This is a genomic window from Paenibacillus daejeonensis DSM 15491, assembly GCF_000378385.1.
In the GTDB taxonomy this organism is placed as follows: domain Bacteria; phylum Bacillota; class Bacilli; order Paenibacillales; family Paenibacillaceae; genus Paenibacillus_D; species Paenibacillus_D daejeonensis.
Window position 1 is genome coordinate 160,396 of record NZ_KB899667.1, and the last position, 16,117, is coordinate 176,512.

19 protein-coding genes are annotated in these 16,117 nt (G+C 54.1%); 10 read left to right on the top strand and 9 right to left on the bottom strand.

What is annotated here, in order from left to right; genetic code table 11:
* The first annotated feature begins 229 nt into the window (after positions 1 to 229).
* The 4 genes from F556_RS0122590 to F556_RS0122605 are packed head-to-tail and all read left to right on the top strand — an operon-like array spanning position 230 to position 2,647.
* Positions 230 to 904 carry a thioredoxin domain-containing protein gene (locus F556_RS0122590; RefSeq protein ID WP_020619271.1) on the top strand — a complete coding sequence of 225 codons (675 nt, stop codon included), beginning with the start codon at positions 230 to 232 and terminating at the stop codon, positions 902 to 904.
* A gap of 13 nt (positions 905 to 917) precedes the next feature.
* On the top strand, positions 918 to 1,334 hold the full coding sequence (locus F556_RS0122595; protein WP_020619272.1) for a disulfide oxidoreductase: 417 nt from the start codon (positions 918 to 920) through the stop codon (positions 1,332 to 1,334).
* A 27-nt stretch (positions 1,335 to 1,361) separates the two neighbouring features.
* Complete coding sequence (locus F556_RS0122600) at positions 1,362 to 1,784, top strand: BlaI/MecI/CopY family transcriptional regulator (RefSeq protein ID WP_020619273.1); 423 nt, start codon at positions 1,362 to 1,364, stop codon at positions 1,782 to 1,784.
* 2 nt (positions 1,785 to 1,786) lie between these two features.
* Entirely contained in the window at positions 1,787 to 2,647 is an 861-nt protein-coding gene (locus F556_RS0122605) for a M56 family metallopeptidase (protein WP_211222630.1), read from the top strand.
* A 58-nt stretch (positions 2,648 to 2,705) separates the two neighbouring features.
* Here the strand turns inward: F556_RS0122605 and F556_RS38855 are convergent, their stop codons facing one another.
* From F556_RS38855 to F556_RS0122615, 3 genes are all read right to left on the bottom strand, one after another.
* Positions 2,706 to 3,401 (bottom strand): ankyrin repeat domain-containing protein, encoded by a 696-nt coding sequence (locus F556_RS38855; protein ID WP_342663319.1) that lies wholly within the window; start codon positions 3,399 to 3,401, stop codon positions 2,706 to 2,708.
* Positions 3,402 to 3,425: 24 nt separating this feature from the next.
* A complete protein-coding gene (locus F556_RS38860; RefSeq protein ID WP_020619276.1) occupies positions 3,426 to 3,779 on the bottom strand; it encodes an ankyrin repeat domain-containing protein in 354 nt (117 codons plus the stop codon).
* A gap of 231 nt (positions 3,780 to 4,010) precedes the next feature.
* Positions 4,011 to 4,496 carry a ferritin-like domain-containing protein gene (locus F556_RS0122615; protein ID WP_020619277.1) on the bottom strand — a complete coding sequence of 162 codons (486 nt, stop codon included), beginning with the start codon at positions 4,494 to 4,496 and terminating at the stop codon, positions 4,011 to 4,013.
* Between the two features lie 170 nt (positions 4,497 to 4,666).
* Here F556_RS0122615 and F556_RS36550 point away from each other — a divergent pair, with 170 nt between their 5' ends.
* Entirely contained in the window at positions 4,667 to 5,827 is a 1,161-nt protein-coding gene (locus F556_RS36550; RefSeq protein ID WP_020619278.1) for an alpha/beta fold hydrolase, read from the top strand.
* A 795-nt stretch (positions 5,828 to 6,622) separates the two neighbouring features.
* On the opposite strand, the gene F556_RS0122630 is transcribed toward F556_RS36550, so the two are convergent.
* The 4 genes from F556_RS0122630 to F556_RS0122645 form a co-directional block, all read right to left on the bottom strand.
* Entirely contained in the window at positions 6,623 to 7,522 is a 900-nt protein-coding gene (locus F556_RS0122630) for an alpha/beta hydrolase (protein WP_020619280.1), read from the bottom strand.
* A gap of 213 nt (positions 7,523 to 7,735) precedes the next feature.
* A complete protein-coding gene (locus tag F556_RS0122635; protein ID WP_245583119.1) occupies positions 7,736 to 8,518 on the bottom strand; it encodes a sulfite exporter TauE/SafE family protein in 783 nt (260 codons plus the stop codon).
* 52 nt (positions 8,519 to 8,570) lie between these two features.
* Positions 8,571 to 10,211, bottom strand: a complete 1,641-nt coding sequence (locus F556_RS34920; protein ID WP_020619282.1) for a carboxylesterase/lipase family protein — start codon at positions 10,209 to 10,211, stop codon at positions 8,571 to 8,573.
* 176 nt (positions 10,212 to 10,387) lie between these two features.
* Positions 10,388 to 11,359, bottom strand: a complete 972-nt coding sequence (locus tag F556_RS0122645; protein ID WP_020619283.1) for an aldo/keto reductase family protein — start codon at positions 11,357 to 11,359, stop codon at positions 10,388 to 10,390.
* Positions 11,360 to 11,471: 112 nt separating this feature from the next.
* On the opposite strand from F556_RS0122645, the gene F556_RS0122650 reads away from it, so the two are divergent.
* Both F556_RS0122650 and F556_RS0122655 read left to right on the top strand, forming a co-directional pair.
* Positions 11,472 to 11,849: a MerR family transcriptional regulator gene (locus F556_RS0122650; RefSeq protein WP_020619284.1), complete on the top strand. Its 378-nt coding sequence runs from the start codon at positions 11,472 to 11,474 to the stop codon at positions 11,847 to 11,849.
* Between the two features lie 57 nt (positions 11,850 to 11,906).
* Positions 11,907 to 12,071 (top strand): hypothetical protein, encoded by a 165-nt coding sequence (locus F556_RS0122655; protein WP_245583120.1) that lies wholly within the window; start codon positions 11,907 to 11,909, stop codon positions 12,069 to 12,071.
* Between the two features lie 35 nt (positions 12,072 to 12,106).
* On the opposite strand, the gene F556_RS37280 is transcribed toward F556_RS0122655, so the two are convergent.
* Together F556_RS37280 and F556_RS37285 are read right to left on the bottom strand one after the other, a co-directional pair.
* On the bottom strand, positions 12,107 to 12,514 hold the full coding sequence (locus F556_RS37280) for a hypothetical protein (protein WP_051108778.1): 408 nt from the start codon (positions 12,512 to 12,514) through the stop codon (positions 12,107 to 12,109).
* Positions 12,480 to 12,926 (bottom strand): tetratricopeptide repeat protein, encoded by a 447-nt coding sequence (locus F556_RS37285; RefSeq protein WP_051108779.1) that lies wholly within the window; start codon positions 12,924 to 12,926, stop codon positions 12,480 to 12,482. The genes F556_RS37280 and F556_RS37285 overlap by 35 nt, the downstream gene beginning before the upstream one ends.
* 775 nt (positions 12,927 to 13,701) lie before the next feature.
* Between F556_RS37285 and F556_RS0122665 the strand changes: the two genes are divergently transcribed.
* The 3 genes from F556_RS0122665 to F556_RS0122675 are packed head-to-tail and all read left to right on the top strand — an operon-like array spanning position 13,702 to position 16,117.
* Positions 13,702 to 14,058, top strand: a complete 357-nt coding sequence (locus tag F556_RS0122665) for a cupin domain-containing protein (protein ID WP_020619287.1) — start codon at positions 13,702 to 13,704, stop codon at positions 14,056 to 14,058.
* Between the two features lie 29 nt (positions 14,059 to 14,087).
* A complete protein-coding gene (locus F556_RS0122670; protein ID WP_020619288.1) occupies positions 14,088 to 15,323 on the top strand; it encodes a Tm-1-like ATP-binding domain-containing protein in 1,236 nt (411 codons plus the stop codon).
* A gap of 11 nt (positions 15,324 to 15,334) precedes the next feature.
* On the top strand, positions 15,335 to 16,117 hold the full coding sequence (locus F556_RS0122675; protein ID WP_020619289.1) for a sugar phosphate isomerase/epimerase family protein: 783 nt from the start codon (positions 15,335 to 15,337) through the stop codon (positions 16,115 to 16,117).

Below are 16,117 nucleotides of genomic sequence, written 5' to 3' on the forward strand. Positions count from 1 at the left end.
TAAGCATCAACGGCGACAGCCGTTTCACCTTGAATGTTTTTAAATTTGTGATATCTCCATGTGATCAGATTCGTTCTCCTCTGGTATACTCAATTCAGCCCATTAAACTACAGTGTGTAGTTTAATAATGGATTGCCAGAAGGGACACACCGCGCTGACCGAATCGGGTGGTCGTGGTACCAGCCGGACTGGGTTCAGGGTAAACTAATCATTGTGATGGAGGTACACCATGAAGAAGAAAAAATCCCGTATGCTTGTCGTGTACACGCTGGTCGTCATCGTTTTGTTTGGCGGAATCTTTGCCCTGAATCAAGCGGGGAATAACGGGAACGCAGAGGAGAGACGTCTCGCCGAAGCGCCGGCTATCGAAGGACAACCTATCGCGGGGGACCCGAATGCAGGCGTGTCGATTGTGGAATTCGGAGATTACAAATGCCCGTCCTGTAAAATCTGGGAAGAGCAAATAAAGCCGCAATTGCAGCAGGATTACCTGGACACCGGAGTAGCTTCCTTCGCCTATGTGAATACCATGTTTCATGGCGAGGAGTCCATCCTGGCAGGCCAGGCAAGCGAGGTTATTCTTATGAACCATCCGGAGCAGTTCTGGGATTTCCACAAGGCGCTCTTCGCTGAGCAGCCGGCGCAAGTCAATCACGACGAACTGTGGGTGACGCAGGACAAAGTGCTGGAGGTTGCGGAGGCGACTGTCCCTGATCTGGATGCGCAGCAGTTCCAGACGGATCTGCGAGCCAACGAGGTGGTGGACAAGCTCATGAAGGACCAAGAGCTGGTGGACACGTACGACATTCAGCAGACGCCGACTATCGTTGTGAATGACCGGGTCATTGCCAATCCGTTCGATATGGATGAAATCCGTCAGGTCATTGAGCAGGAATTAGAATAAGAGGGGCGTATCGATGCGAATCGTAAAAGACTACTATTTGTATGCGGCCTGGCTGGTTGCTGTTGTGGCTACGCTGGGGAGCCTGTATTTCAGTGAAATTCGCGGTTTCATTCCTTGCGAGTTATGCTGGTATCAACGGATTCTCATGTATCCTCTGAGCCTCATCTTGGGCGTAGCTGCGTTTGTTGACGATGACAAATGCAAGAAATACGTGCTCCCTTTAGCTGCTCTAGGCGCGGTGGTGTCGACGTATCACTATTTCAAGCAAAAGCTGCCGTGGCTGGATGCCATTCAACCCTGTACCCAAGGCGTGCCTTGTAATGTACAATATATTAACTGGTTCGGTTTTATTACCATTCCCTTCCTCGCAGGTACTGCGTTCATCCTGATTACAATCTTGATGATTTTGGGGAGGAAGTCGGCAAGATAAACCGAAGAGGGGAGGCTTGCTGTACGGATGGGGATCAAACGATTCAATGTAAAAGAAGAGGGGCTGCAGCGGTTTTTCGGTCCCCTTGAAGCGAGGGTTATGAAGGCCATTTGGGAACATCAACAGCTAACGATCAAGCAGGTACACGAGCTGCTGGACGATCAGGCTCCGATTTCCCTGAATGCCGTCATGACAGTGATGCTTCGGTTGACGGACAAAGGCATCCTGAGAAAAGAAACGACCGGCGGGGGAAGGAACCGGGTGAGCTTCTTTTTCCCCGTTCAAAGCGAAGAGCAGTTCATTGTGGAACAGACTCGGGTGGTGACAGAGGGATTAATGGAGGACTTTGGCCCCCTCATAGTCAATCACTTCATTGATCAACTGGACAGCGCCGATCCGGAACTGATCAAGAAGCTGGAAAGCCGGATTAACGAGCTGAAAAAGCAATGACGATGCCACCCAAACTGAGATGGGCATTGGGGCTGAACGTGGGGTTAGTGAGCTGGATCCTGGTACAAATGGGGGTTCGAGTGCGACATCAACTAAGCGAACTACCGGAAGCTGCCGGAGAACCAGGCATCTGGGCGACGTTGCGCAGCTTCTTCACTCAACATCCGGTCATGGAACAGGTCTACAACGTAGCTATCTTATATTGTGTGGTAATGGTGTTCGTTCATCTTGGTACACAAGGGAGACAGCAGGTGAAGCTGTTGCGGTATCTGTCGCTGACCCGAGATGAGCGCAGCTCGGCACGCTGGACGGAACGGCTCGATGCGGATGGAATTCCGGTTATTGTTATCCGTGAACAGGCATTCGTAGCGATGGCCTGCGGTTTCTTCAAGCGCCGGATTGTGATCTCTACGGGGGCGTTGCACCGATTCTCAGAGGAAGAGGTGCTGGCGGTTTTGTATCATGAGCTGTATCACTGCCGTGCGTACCATCCGTTGCAGACTGTGGTCGGGACAGCGATAAGTAGAGGGATGGCATTCATTCCGCTGGTTCGGGACCTCTCGCGCTATTATGAAATTTGGATGGAGCTGCTTGCCGATCGTTATGCCATGAAGCGGCTCAACAGTGAACGGCCCCTTGCGACGGTGTTGTTAGCCTTGGTTCAAGGTTATGTTAAACAGCCGTATCAGCGTGAGTTGGGCAGTGTGAGCCATTTTGCGGAGACGGCAGTAAACTATCGGATGGAGCAATTGATTCACCGGCATACCGAACTGAACATCCAGGTAACCAATCGCCGGAATCTGCTGATCTCTAGCCTTGGCTTGCTATTCATGATGGTGTTTCTGTTGGGGTATTGCATATAAGGCGCTCAGCTCAGGACAACTCGTGGCGAGTTGTCCTTTTTGTTGGGATGAGGAGTATTCATAAGGCTTCGAAATACTGAGCAAGCACGTGGCCCGGGGCCGCCATGAAGTCTGCCAGCGGGGCGATCTGTCCGTATTCCTGATGTTCGATGTCGGCGTAGCCGATTGCTTTTTTGCTGGGGTTCCAGACGATGATCAGATGCGAATATTGATCCACATCAGCAGAGAGGCGCAGCAGCTTCTGGCGTCCCGACTTCATCTCCACCGTATCAATCAGGTGAAAAAAGTCGACATAATGAACGTTTGACGCATTGGGCGGCAGCTCTAGACGGTGCTTCTCCACGGAGAGAAAGGTAATCAAGTCTGGGGGAAGCTTGTACGGCTTGAGCGCATGCAGCCGGTTGCTCAGGTTGTGGAAAGCTTCTGGTTCGTGTTCCTTCAGATAGGTAGCCATAGCTTCATTGTTCTGACTGACCGCGATCGTATAGGCGCGCTCGCCGTCCTTTTCCTGAAGAGTGACATCAGCCCCTTGCTCGACCAGAAACTGCACCATCTTCAGATTGTTGCTGCGGGCGGCCACCGTGAGAGGTGTTGCTTTGTAGGGATACACCATATCCGCGGCATTGTAATTGATATCGACGCCCTCCTCCAGCAGGTAGCGGAGGGTGCGCATATCGTGATCGGAGACGGCCTTCCGCAGGACGCGGCCTGCATGCTTCCGAATGTCCAGTCCGAGCTCCTGCAGGATGGGCAGGTTTGCTTTGTTCCCATAGTACGCTTAGTCGTAGGCATTGGATTTTACGCGGTTCACCGCGTTTAATTTGGCCCCTTCCAGATGAAGGTAGCGGAGTATGTCTGGGTTGCCATAGCGAGCTGCCGTGAGGATAGCGGGGGAGTCTTTTGCATTCAGATTCGCCCCATGTGCCACCAGGACCCGCACCACCTCAGGCTGATTAGTCATCAGTGCCAGATCCAGCGGCGCCACAACACTGTGTCGGCTAAGCGTCAATTGTTCATCGATGTCTGCGCCTTGTTGTATCAAGGCCTCGACGGCAGCAGTATCCCCAGCATAGATCGCCATGCCGAGCTCCGGTAGCGCAGGAAACGTACCGAGGTGTCCGATTTTGAACATGAATGTCTCCTCCTAAAAGTTTTCCGAAGGAAAACTCGCTTCGGAAGCATAAGCTTAAGTTTTCCGAAGGAAAACTTGCTTCGGAAGCATAAGCTTTGAAGTTTTCCGAAGGAAAACTCGCTTCGGAAGTGTCAACCAGCCTTCATAATTCATGACTTGCTGGTATTAGTATACTGGTTGTTCAGATTCGGACGCCACGGCTTTCCGACCTATTCCGGGCCAAGTTCCTCCCTAATGATGCTGGGCATTGTTCTGTCCGATAAGATAATTATATTTATCGGCGTGCTTCAGTTCGTCCAGCAGAATACCGAACACGGTATCTTTGTATATCCCTGGTGGCAGTCCGAACCACATCTTGCGATATCGCTCAACGGCAGAGAGCTCGCCAAACAACGCCGTCTTCAAACCCTCTGCATAAGTAACTGGAGGAGACTCTTCTTGGGCGTTGCCTGGTCCTACTTGCTGTCCCGTCAAGTGAAAGTACATTTCTCGCAGCATTTTGTTATGGCTTCTTTCGTCGTCACGGATGGAAGCAATGATATCGGCCTGCTCCTGTGTAGGCGCAAGACGGATGAGTTGATCATAGAACATTTCGTCTGACTTTTCTCCTTGGACTGACTCTTTCATCAGCTCTAAGGCTTGCGTGTAGCTCGTTGCCCAGACAGGGGAAAAAGCGGCCCGGTACCACCCGTACCCAGGATAGTAGTATCCATTCATAAATAGTGTTGCCTCCCTCACACGTTATCCATAGTATTCTATGTGCGAACAGCGGCATCATGCCCATGGACCAGTGAGCGAGTGCGTGAGAGGGAGAGGTGCGAGACCGGATGTAGGAGTTGGTATATAATGATGATAGCGTATTCAAGAAATTGGAGGAGATCAAATAGATGACGCATCCGATCAAGGAACGAGAGTTTAGTTGCACAAGGGATGGCTTGACGATTCGCGGAAATGAATTTTTGCCAAAGGGTCATAACTTGCCAGTGTTGATTATGAGTCATGGATTCGGAGGAAACGCCACACATCTGACGGAATATGGCCGAACGTTTGCTTCCTGGGGTTATGCTGCTTATAGTTTTGATTTTTGCGGTGGTTGTGCCGGCGGGGCAGGCAGGAGCGATGGCGAGACTACAGCGATGACGGTGCGCACGGAAGTCGAAGACTTGCTGGCTGTGCTGGATTATGTGAAAAGCTTGCCTCATCTTGATGCCAGTCGCATAACACTGGTGGGCTTCAGCCAAGGAGGTTTTGTGTCGGCGCTTGCTGCCGCGCAGCGCGCAGATGACATTGCTTCGTTGATCCTTGTGTATCCGGCGCTGTGTATACCCGATCATGCCCGTGCGGGTGCGCTGGGTGGCGCTTCCTACGATGTCGGTGCGGTTCCTGCAGTGATTCAGTGCGGGGGTATGCCCATCGGCAAGGTATTTCACGACACGGTGGTGGATATGGACCCGTATGCCGAAATTGCTGCCTACCGCGGGCCGGTTCTGCTGATGCATGGGACCGCAGATATCGTTGTCCCCTACACATACTCCGAGAAGGCCAAAGAAGCCTATGCGCCAGGGCAATGTCACCTGCAATTGATGATTGGGGCTGGGCATGCTTTTACAGAGCAGCAAACAGCCAGCGCACGTATCGCCATGCGAGAATTTTTGCTCGGCCACCAAGAGATTTTGACCATTCAGGTTCAGATTACCGGAAGTGAGGTGCGCAAGGAAGAAGGGGCGATGCGGCAGACGGCGGTGTACTTCACAGGTACGAGTGAGAGCAGCTTTTTTCAAGGGGAAATCCTGCCGGGCGCAGAGGATCTTCAAGAGTATAATGGAGACCAACTGGTGCAACTGCGGGCAGATTATACGTTGGAGGGAACGGACAGGGACGGAGAGCGGTGCCGCATCCATATCATCAACCAGAATAGAGGCGGGGAATGGAAGCCGACGGTGACTACGGATAGCCAGGCGCTCGCCTTTCTGAATGACGCCGATCTGACGGCCGCACTGGAGTTTCACTCGGACGGGCTGACGGTGCGGATCTACTCGAGTGTATAACCCGTGGACGAGACGCTGTGACTGCGGGGCCGATAGCCGGATAGCAGAGTGACCTCATTGTAGAGCGAGACACCGAAGTCGCACCGAGAGGAGCAGTAGCGAAAGAAACTTTCGTTGGAGTGTCTGGTGGGGCGTCGGAGGGTGCAGTAGCGAAAGAAACTTTCGTTGGAGTGTCTGGCTGGGCGTTGGGGGGAGCAGTAGCGAAAGAAAGTTTCGTTGGAGTGTCTGGTGGGGCGTTGGAGGGAGCGGTAGCGAAAGAAAGTTTCGTTGGAGGGTCTGGCTGGGCGTTGGAGGGAGCAGTAGCGAAAGAAAGTTTCGTTGGAGGGTCTGGTGGGGCGTCGGAGGGAGCAGTAGCGAAAAAATGCATGTAGCCTGCGGGCATGACCGCCCCAGCAGTGTCTGCAAGTATAGAAAGTTTATTTAGAGGCGGCCTGGGACGCCCCGGCAGTGTCTGCAAGTATAGAAAGTTTATTTAGAGTGGCTGGGACCGCCCCGGCAGTGTCTGCAAGTATAGAAAGTTTACTTAGAGGCAGCAGGGCCAGCCCCAGCAATGTCCGCAAGTATAGAAAGTTTATTTAGAGGCGGCCTGGGACGCCCCGGCGGACAGATTCTCCAACGAAACGTTCTTGCCTTGCAGCTAACTCAACAACTCCACCTGGCGCACCAGGGAAAATTTATCTTCATTGCGCCTACTGGTGAGCTGGAGGGAGCAGTAACGTCAAGCAAAGTAAACGAAAGAGCGCCCAGCATCACTAATCACTGATGCTGGGCGCTTTTCCTATGTTGCCAAACGGATTAGAATCGCAGCGCCAGCCAACTGAACGCCAGATCCACCCAGTGGGCAGCATGGGCGTCGATGTGCTCGGGGCCTCGTGCAGACGTCTCGTCGCTCAGCGCCAGTCCGTGCCCCCCCTGTTCAAAGATATGCAGATCGAACGGGACGCCGTGCTTGGCCAATTCGCCCGCAAACCGCAGCGAGTTCTCCACGTAAACTAGCCCGTCAGCTTGGGTGTGCCACAGAAAGGTCGGCGGCGTGCTTGGAGAGACATAGCGGGCGGGGCTGAGATGCTCATAGTCTTCTGCTGTCGGATCTGGCTTGCCAAACACAGCCATATTGGCCAACTCGGCCAGCCGAGCGTTGCCTGGGTCGGGTGCCTGATTAGATTTCGGCGTCATCGCTGCGTAGTCTAGCAAGGCATAGCCTAGGATTAACGCATTGGGCTGGAACCAGCGGCTCTCCTTGCCGAAGGTATCCCGGAGCAGCTCGGAAGACCAATGGACGCCTAGACTGGCCGCCAGATGACCCCCTGCGGAAAAGCCGCACACTACGATTCGATCCGAGTCCACGCCGAACTCCTCAGCATGTTCCCGCACATACAGAATCGCCTTAGCCAGATCAAGCAGCGGCTGCGGATATGCGCTGGCCGGATTGCCTGGCGGCACCTCCGCTAGATTGGTTATCCGCTCCTGATAATACGTCGTGTAGCGCAGAACGAAGGCATGCATACCTTTGGTATTAAAGCGCCGCGCTACCGGCTCTGCTTCCCGGTCCGAGGTACCCAGGAAGGCGCCGCCGGGACAGACAATGATGGCTGGTCGTTTTTGAACGGATGGGTCCCCATGCGTTTCAGGAACGGGATAACATTGCAGCTTCACATAAGAGACATCGTCCCACAATTGAACGGTTTCGTGCATGGTATTGTTCCTCCGTGGTATGTGTATTTGAATGGCTGGTGGAAAATGCAACCTCCGGTCATGGATCGATCTTCCAATCGCTGTTGCCCCCAGATTTCTTGATTTTTTAACCGCTTAGCGGTTGAAATCCGGGGGCAAAGGCGAATGCTTCGCTTTTCCAGATTCGATTCCATGCCTCTTCGGCCGTTTTTCAGCAGCCTGATAGAACGACAATCAGCCTCCACTAAACATCAGCCGGATCGCAACAATAATGAGGAAGACTGACAGGATCTTCAGCAGCAGCTGTCCGGGTAAACGGCGGGCGATCCGCGCGCCAATCTGGCCGCCGATGATGGCGCCAGGAGCCAGGAAGAGCACCATCATCCAATCGATATTGCCCAAAAATGCATGTGTCCCTGTACTGACGATTGCTGACAAAAAGATCTGCAGCATCGACGTAGCGACCGCGATGTGGGCAGGGAATGCGAGCAGCAAGGTCATCGTCGGAATCATAAGACTGCCGCCGCCGACGCCGAACAGGCTGGCCAGGAAGCCGACGAGGAAGCTGACAATGATGCCTGTCGGCATATGGTATGCATAATCAAACCGGAACCCCGTCTGATCGGCAAAGCTCCGCTGGACCGTCGGGCGGAATGGCCAGGCGATCGGCTTGGTCGGCTTAAATAGCAGCAGCAGCGCGACCAGAATGAGAAAGATACCGAAGCTGACGAAGAAAGCCTTGCCCGTAATCATCGTGGCCAACAGCGCCCCTATAATTGAACCCGGGATCGCAACCAGAGCGAATCGAATAGCTGCCGGATAGTCAATGCGCTTTTGCTTACTATATACATAGGTGCTGGAAATCGAATTAAAGAGCAGCATGGCCATGGAGGTGCCAGCCAGCTGTGACGGTGGCAGCTCCGGGAACAGAAAGGCTAACGCAGGGACCACAATGAACCCGCCACCCAGCCCCACAAGAGAGCCCGACATGCCCGCGATCAGTCCGATGCCGATCAAGAGAAGGTAAGTGACCACAGAACCGATCCTTTCCGGATGTTAATTGTCCTACTCATTTGTCTTGCCAAAAGAATCGCCCCGCAAACAGCTCCGTACGCAGCCAGCTCTGCTGCTGCGGGGTTAACCGCTTGTCGGTCTCCATGCGAGCCAGGATATCTTTCCTATTCAGCCCACTAGAGGGCTGAGCGAGAGCTTCATTCGCTGTAGCATCCAGCCACTGAACTGTGACAGAACCTGGCTTGGTCTGCAACCTGCTCCATGCAGGCAGTGAGGCTCCATTTGGATTTTGCGTATGTAGGAACTGCCGCAGGTATCCCCTCATCAGCGAGAGAAGCGCGAGCCGCCCGGGTTCATTATCGCTGGTGACGGCTGCCCCCGGGTAGCTGTGCTCCATCTCGGAGAAGTCTCCGGTGTAGAAGGGGAGGTCAGCCCCATGAGGCGCTCCCAGCAACAAGCGGGCTGTTGGGTCAATGACACCATCCTGCAGTCCCCAGCCAAATCGGTAGCCGTACACAGGCATATCTGCATTCGCGTGCAAGAGCTGTGAAGCTACTTCCTCCACATTGAAGGCTGCATAGAGCTCGCTTCCGTGTTGAATAGCTACTTTATACAATAGCTGGAGCTCTGTGTTGCTTGAAGATATGCCCTCCTGCGCTAGTGGGGCGAAGAGAGGGTGAGACAAGGCGAAGCCTGAAAACTCTGTCGCGTTGCTTCCGAGCACGGCAGGCAGCGGCGGATGTGTACCTGAACTCAGGGCGGCGAAGCCCCCTGCTGGAATGACGACGCCGTCTTCGAACAGATGCGGGAAGGCCGCCATGCGCAGGCCCGTGTCCCTGATAGCCTCTGCAAAAGCTGTACCCTCCTGACGGTACAACCAGTCAGCGATGGCCTGGTCCGATTGTGCCGATAGCCATGCTTGTGCTTCAGCTGCATCCACAGTATCGACAGCATCCAAGCCCTTGCCACTTGTCCGGGCTAGCTCTGCCGCAATTTCCTTTGCCTTTGTCTCGCCCAGCTCACTGGAGGCCGTCGTCATGCCGCCGCTCAGAATGAACAACTGGTGGAACAGCCCCCGGCCCAGCGGAGACAAGTATGCAGCGAGGGCATTGCGGGCGCCTGCCGACTGACCGGCGAGGGTGACGTTGCCGGGATTGCCGCCGAACTGGGCAATATGAGTCTGCACCCAGCGGAGCGCCTGTAGGGCATCGAGCAGACCATAGTTGCCCGAATCATCCAGTGGGTCGCCGCTGTAAAGGGCTGGGTGCCGGAAGAATCCGAGGGCCCCCAGCCGGTAGTTGACGGTAACGATAAGGCTGCGCGTGTCGCGCGCCAATTCACCACCGGGGAAGTCCCGACCCGAACCGCTAATATTGCCGCCGCCGTGCAAGTACACGAAGACCGGGAGGTCCGTCTCCTCCTGGTTCGGCCGCCATACATTCAAGTACAAGCAGTCCTCACTGCCGATGACGCCGTCCGGACCGTTTTGAAGGCTGCAGGGCCCATAATCCTGTGCCAATCGCACGCCTGTCCACGGCTCCGGCTCGCGGGGGGCTTTCCAACGCAGCTCACCAACCGGCGGTCTGGCATAGGGAACGCCCAACCAGGCGACAGCCCCCGTTTCGGGCTGATGTATTCCCTGAAGTGAGCCATGAGATAGCGTGATGGTATCGGATATTGGGTGCTTGTCATTCATCTTGGGCTCTCCCTTCAGAAGACGTTCTTTCATTAAAGGCTTTTTTATATTATAGGCCACTGACACGAGGAAGAGAAATAGATTGTTCCCTCAGACGTTACGACGGCGTCCAGGCAACAAAAAAACCTCCGCTGAACTCTACATCTTGCAGAGATTCAGTGGAGGTTTTCACCGCGTTATCGTGCTGGAGCGAAATGACTTACCTTGGACAGAATGTCTTCGGTCCGCTTCACAATGTCTGGTGTAAGCTCCAGATCAATTGCCTTGAGATTCTCTTCGATCTGCGCTGGCCGGCTCGAGCCGATAATCGCTGAGCTGACGACCGGCTGGCGAAGAATCCAGGCCAAGGCGAATTGGGAGAGCGAGGCGCCAGACGCGGCGGCCAAATCGGACAGCTCAGCCGTACATTGCAGCACATCTTCGCGCAAGTAGCTGTTGATCACGCCATTGGTTTGGTCATTGGCTGCCCGTGTACCCTCGGGTATCGGGTGGCCTGGTTTGTATTTGCCGGTCAGTACGCCCTGAGCCAATGGCGAGAAGACGACAAGGCCAAGCCCCTCGGTCTCGCACTGGCGGATCACGCCTTCTTTTTCAATGTAGCGCTCGAACATATTGTAGATTGGCTGATTGGAGACGAGCGGCCGCAGGTTCAGTTGTTTGCCGATGCCGGACGCTTCAGCAATCTGCGCTGCAGACCATTCGCTTACGCCAGCGTAGAGAATTTTGCCTTGTGCCTGCAGATCATCCAGTGCCCGCAGCGTCTCGTCGATCGGAGCGTCGCTGTCGAAGCGGTGGCATTGGTACAGGTCGATATAGTCGGTGCCCAGTTTTTTCAGGCTGGCTTCGCATTGCTCCATAATATGCTTGCGCGAGAGTCCCCGGTCATTGGGACCCGGACCCTGGGCAAAAAACACCTTGGTCGCAAGGACATAACTACTCCGCGGATACGCCTGCAGCGCGCTGCCCATCACCTGCTCGGCCCCAGGGTAAGAGTTGGAAGTATCAAAGAAATTAATGCCGTTATCATAAGCTGTTGTAATGCAAGCCCGAGCTGCTTCCTCGGAGGTCGCTGAGCCATAGGTCAGCCAGCTGCCCAATCCGACCTCACTCACTTTTAATCCGCTTCTGCCCAGTCTTCTGTATTTCACGGGATTCCCACCTTCCGGTTTTTTGAAGTATTGTCGTATTGAACAAATTCAGCTTACAAGTTAAAGTTAGGTTTAAGTCAAGCTTTAGGGGTAGAAAGGGAGGAAGAAAGTGATGGAATACACAATTAAGCAGGCCGCGGAGCGCGTGAAGCTGCCCGCATCGACGCTGCGTTATTATGATAAGAATGGGTTAATGCCGCTGCTCAAGAAGACGTCCTACGGGACGCGCCAATACTCAGAAACGGACATCCACTGGCTGGAGCTGGTGCGCTGCCTGAAAGACAGTGGTATGCCGTTAGACGAAATCAAGGCGTTTATGATGCTCTGTCTGGAGGGTTCGGCCACCAGTGAGCAGCGGCGGGAGATGCTGGAGCTGCACCGGGCAAATATCGAGCGGCAGATGCGCGTGCTAACGCGGAGCCTCGGGGTCATTAATTACAAGCTCGATCATTATAATGAAATTGGCATCTTTCATATCGATAAGGATTAAGGGAGTGTAGGGTTAATGGCGTGAAAGGGAGGGGGGGGATACATGGTGGCAAAGTTGATGGACTTAATATTTGTTATTGGGGCGGGCTTTTTTAGCGGCATCTTAGTGAGCGGCGGAGGACAGAATCTTCATGAGAGTGGCGTACATATTCTGCTAGGCTGTATTTTCTGGCTATTGGTCTTGTTCTACTTTAAACTAGTGCCGGAGAAAAAGGGGAAGTAGGCGGGTGCAGCGGGGCAGTAGATCCGGGGACTAACCTACTCCTTGTCTTCAAACTCCGGATCATGCTGCCTGCAGCCAAACAAATAGCATCGTGTACTCAGATTCGGATTGAAAATGAGCGGCGGGATATACCCTTCCTCGATTCGACTTGTCATCTTCTCAAAGGCTGCAATATCCGAAGACAACTCATCTAAATGGTCGCGCTTGTCTTGTTCGGTCCACGCCTCACTGCATTCTTCCACTCCCGATTCTGTGAATTGCTCTCGTTTCTCCCGAATGGCTTCGTCAATGATTGCCCGCATGCGTTCCATGCGGTTGCATCTATATAAGGCATATGCGAACTGCGCTACCCAGTCGGGCTTCACCCAATAGTGACCCCAGCTTTTCTCGTACCAGTAGACAGCCTCTTCATAATGCCCCAACTCCAACCACAAGTCTGCCATTCCCGCAACCCACAAATTCATCATCCTTTTCCGAGAATGTCTCCAACAGCATCTTTGCTTCTTCGCCTTGTCCCAATTGGATAAGACAAATCACACGGCTGTACATCGCAAAGTCCGAAGGGGCGGCGGACTGGCTCCAATGCTCCGCAGCTTCCTGCAACTGTCCCAGATGATAGTAGGCGACGGCCAAGTTGTTGTGGGCTTGCTCCGTGGGTTGAATACGAATGGCGTGAAGCAAAGTCTCTAGTGCAGCCTGCCACTGCTCGGTTCGGATGTAGATTTCGCCCAGCAAGTTATACGGTACGTAAGATTGAGGCTGAAGCTGGATGGTTTCCAACATGAGCTGCAGAGACGTATCGGGTTCATATTTTTCATTGAGGTAGAACCAGGCAAGGTTGGTCAAGGACTCCACCGTACGCTACTCCCGGACAGCCTGCTGGAATAACTCAAATGCTTGATCATCTTCGCCAGCTTCTAAGCAGGCTAAGGCTTTCTCATTAGTGGTCATGGTTCCGTCTCCTCGGTCGTCATCTCGTGTCCGTTCTACCTCAATTCTACCTCAGTTCTACGTTTGCTGCGCGATACCTTTTTTTAATCCAATGGAGGGTGAAAGAAGGCACCAGTCATCGCGTACCCTCAATGCTTAACTGCTCTAACGGCCATATATGCGCCTATTTCGCTCTTTTTGCACCACTCGGTCGGCTAACGGCCACAGGCGCACTTATTTGCTATGAAATGAGCTCAAATGAGCTAATATCATCGAAATAACCGCGGTGGTGGCCGTTAGAATGTTAAAGGCCCTATTTTGGGGCGAATAGCGGCTGTGGTGGCCGTTAGAGATAGGGGCGAGTGTTCGTTGGGTCCACATTGGGCATCATGTTGGCCTAGCCCATGGCTCATGGGAGAACTCGCCTCAGGACAGGCTACAGGGTTCACCAAGCCCCCAAGCCCCCCACCGCAGCTCACCGACCCCGCCTTTAAAATTAGCTTATCCATGCATAAAATAAACTTCGAGGAATAAAATTCAAATAAGTTGTTGTAAATTCTACTAAGTTGAATTAGAATAACCCTATATTCATCATTACGTCATGAGCACACCCCGCATACCACGATGAATGAAAGGACTGCCCAAGCAGTCGAAGCATTCGAAGTGAGGTTCCATTTGACAAACATTAAGGAGGAATAGCATGGTAAAACCATCTGATCTGAATGAGGAGAATCACGTTGTAGATATGGGTTGGGGACAAATTTCCTGGCTCTATGGGCAAGAAATCGATCCGGAGGGTGAAATGACCTTTGGGATGGTATATATCAAAGCCGGGGACGAGAACGGACGTCACATCCACCCGAATTGTGAGGAAATCATCTTCGTCCTCTCGGGTGAATGCTCGCATTCGCTGGGCGATGAGAGCTTTCACTTGAAACCGGGCATGGCGCTTCGCATTCCACAGGGCGTTCCACATCATGCCAAGGTGACGAGCTGGGAGCCGTGCCGGATGATTATCGCGTATTCTGCAGTGGACAGGGAAACGATCGGCGAGTAACCATTCGGGAGTCCGGGAGGTCGATACCTATGCACCAACCGAAACAGCTGCTGCTGATCGGGACATTGGATACAAAAGGTGAAGATTACCGCTACATTCGCGAGCTTGTCACCGCGCGTGGACATCACGTCATCACGGTAGACATCGGTGTGGCGGGTGAGGCGACAGGCATCACGCCGGAATGGACGGCCGATGAAGTGGCGAGGCGCGCAGGCACAAGCCGCGAGGCGCTGCGCAAGGCGGGAGACCGCGGACAAGCGCTCGCAGCCATGGCCGACGGAGCCATGCATGTCGTTGAGGAGCTGTACCAGCAGGGGCGAATTGATGGCATCCTGGGAATGGGCGGCACCGGAGGTACGTCGGTGATTGCGGCGGTCATGCGGCATTTCCCCGTTGGTTTCCCCAAGGTGCTGGTTTCTACGGCGGCCAGTGGCAATACCCAGCCCATCGTTGGAACCCGGGATGTGGTCTTGATCCCTTCCGTGGTCGACGTGGCCGGAGTGAACAGCATCAGCGAGTTGATCTATCGGCAAGCGGCTGCCGCCGTGTGCGGGATGATGGAACAGTCACCGCCAGAGCAGCGGGAGGAGAAGCCGCTTATTGCCATTACGATGTTCGGCAACACGACAGCAGCGGTGGAGCGCTGCAAGCAGCAGCTAGAGGCCAAGGGTTATGAATGTCTGGTTTTTCATTGCACAGGAATTGGCGGCCGCACGATGGAAGGCTTGGTCACGGATGGCCGGATTGCAGCTGTGCTGGATATGACCACGACGGAGTGGGCAGATGAGCTGTGCGGGGGTGTATTCACAGCTGGTGCCAACAGGCTGGAGGCGCCGGGAAGAAGCGGGGTACCGCACCTTGTCGTTCCGGGCTGTATTGATATGGTAAACTTCGGAGGAACGGCAACGGTTCCCGAGCGGTACCAGAATCGTCTGCTCTACGCCTGGAATGCCAATGTGACCTTGATGCGAACCAGCGTGGAGGAGAACGAACAGTTGGGTGAGATTTTTGCACAGAAGTTGAATGCAGCACAGGGCCCAGTCACTGTACTGATTCCGTCACTTGGCTATTCCTTACTTGGTGCAAGTGGAGAGCGCTTTCACCTGCCAGAGGCAGATAACGCATTTGAGGTGACCCTCCGTGAGCATCTGCACCCGCGAATCCCATGTGATACGCTGGAGCTGACGGTCAACGACGAGGCCTTCGCTGATGAGGCCGTGAATCGGCTGCTGGCGATGATCCAGACGAACAAACCGAACCAATAGGAGTGGAACCAATGACAATTAAGTATGCGTTTTCACGACCAACGGCTAATGATACGGAGACGGCCCTGCTGTTTGAAGGCTACCAGGCGGCGGGCTATGACGGCTTACAGCTCAAGTGGGGCCAGTATGAGCCGTACTTGAACGACCCGCAAGCCTTTCTTGACCAGTATGGAGGCAAGCCAGGTGTTGCTTCTGCGCTCATTGCTGGCGGATCACTGCCAGCGGGAGACAGTAAGGAACAGCTGCGCAGACTCTATCGCTTTGCACAGAAGATCGGCGTAGAGCGGATCGTCTACTGCCACGGCGTGCGTCGGGAGGGACTGACGGACCACGACATTGCGGGCTTTGCCCCAGCGTTTGAGGAAATGGGCAAGGAAGCGCACCAGCACGGTATCCGCCTGTCGCTGCATCACCATCACGGACAGCCGGTCATGCACCGGCGTGACTTCGATACCTTTTATGGCGAAGTGAAGGACGCCTCACTGGTTGGCTTAACGCTAGATACAGCACATCTCGTGAAGTCGGGGGTTGATGACGTGGCTGACGTGATTACCAGCTTTGCCCCGTTCATCGACAACTTCCACATGAAGGACTTCGCGAATGGCGAATTCGAAATTCTTGGACGGGGATCCATCCCCTTTGACCCTATCTTCGCTGCGATCCGCCAGATCGGGTACACCGGCTGGATGTCTGCGGATGAAGAGAGTGGCGGCGGTGTGGAGGAAGGGCTGACAGACTGTATTGCATTCATGAAAACGGGACTTGCGCCCGTGAGCAAGCCGGAGGGAGGGTAA

What these genes read in the sequence shown, in the direction of transcription:
- F556_RS0122590 (WP_020619271.1), top strand. Translation starts at nt 230, where the DNA reads ATGAAGAAGAAAAAATCCCGTATGCTTGTCGTGTACACGCTGGTCGTC.
- F556_RS0122665 (WP_020619287.1), top strand. Translation starts at nt 13,702, where the DNA reads ATGGTAAAACCATCTGATCTGAATGAGGAGAATCACGTTGTAGATATG.
- F556_RS0122605 (WP_211222630.1), top strand. Translation starts at nt 1,787, where the DNA reads ATGCCACCCAAACTGAGATGGGCATTGGGGCTGAACGTGGGGTTAGTG.
- F556_RS0122600 (WP_020619273.1), top strand. Translation starts at nt 1,362, where the DNA reads ATGGGGATCAAACGATTCAATGTAAAAGAAGAGGGGCTGCAGCGGTTT.
- F556_RS34920 (WP_020619282.1), bottom strand. Translation starts at nt 10,211, where the DNA reads ATGAATGACAAGCACCCAATATCCGATACCATCACGCTATCTCATGGC.
- F556_RS37280 (WP_051108778.1), bottom strand. Translation starts at nt 12,514, where the DNA reads ATGGCAGACTTGTGGTTGGAGTTGGGGCATTATGAAGAGGCTGTCTAC.
- F556_RS0122595 (WP_020619272.1), top strand. Translation starts at nt 918, where the DNA reads ATGCGAATCGTAAAAGACTACTATTTGTATGCGGCCTGGCTGGTTGCT.
- F556_RS0122670 (WP_020619288.1), top strand. Translation starts at nt 14,088, where the DNA reads ATGCACCAACCGAAACAGCTGCTGCTGATCGGGACATTGGATACAAAA.
- F556_RS36550 (WP_020619278.1), top strand. Translation starts at nt 4,667, where the DNA reads ATGACGCATCCGATCAAGGAACGAGAGTTTAGTTGCACAAGGGATGGC.
- F556_RS0122630 (WP_020619280.1), bottom strand. Translation starts at nt 7,522, where the DNA reads ATGCACGAAACCGTTCAATTGTGGGACGATGTCTCTTATGTGAAGCTG.
- F556_RS38860 (WP_020619276.1), bottom strand. Translation starts at nt 3,779, where the DNA reads ATGTTCAAAATCGGACACCTCGGTACGTTTCCTGCGCTACCGGAGCTC.
- F556_RS0122655 (WP_245583120.1), top strand. Translation starts at nt 11,907, where the DNA reads ATGGACTTAATATTTGTTATTGGGGCGGGCTTTTTTAGCGGCATCTTA.
- F556_RS0122675 (WP_020619289.1), top strand. Translation starts at nt 15,335, where the DNA reads ATGACAATTAAGTATGCGTTTTCACGACCAACGGCTAATGATACGGAG.
- F556_RS0122615 (WP_020619277.1), bottom strand. Translation starts at nt 4,496, where the DNA reads ATGAATGGATACTACTATCCTGGGTACGGGTGGTACCGGGCCGCTTTT.
- F556_RS0122650 (WP_020619284.1), top strand. Translation starts at nt 11,472, where the DNA reads ATGGAATACACAATTAAGCAGGCCGCGGAGCGCGTGAAGCTGCCCGCA.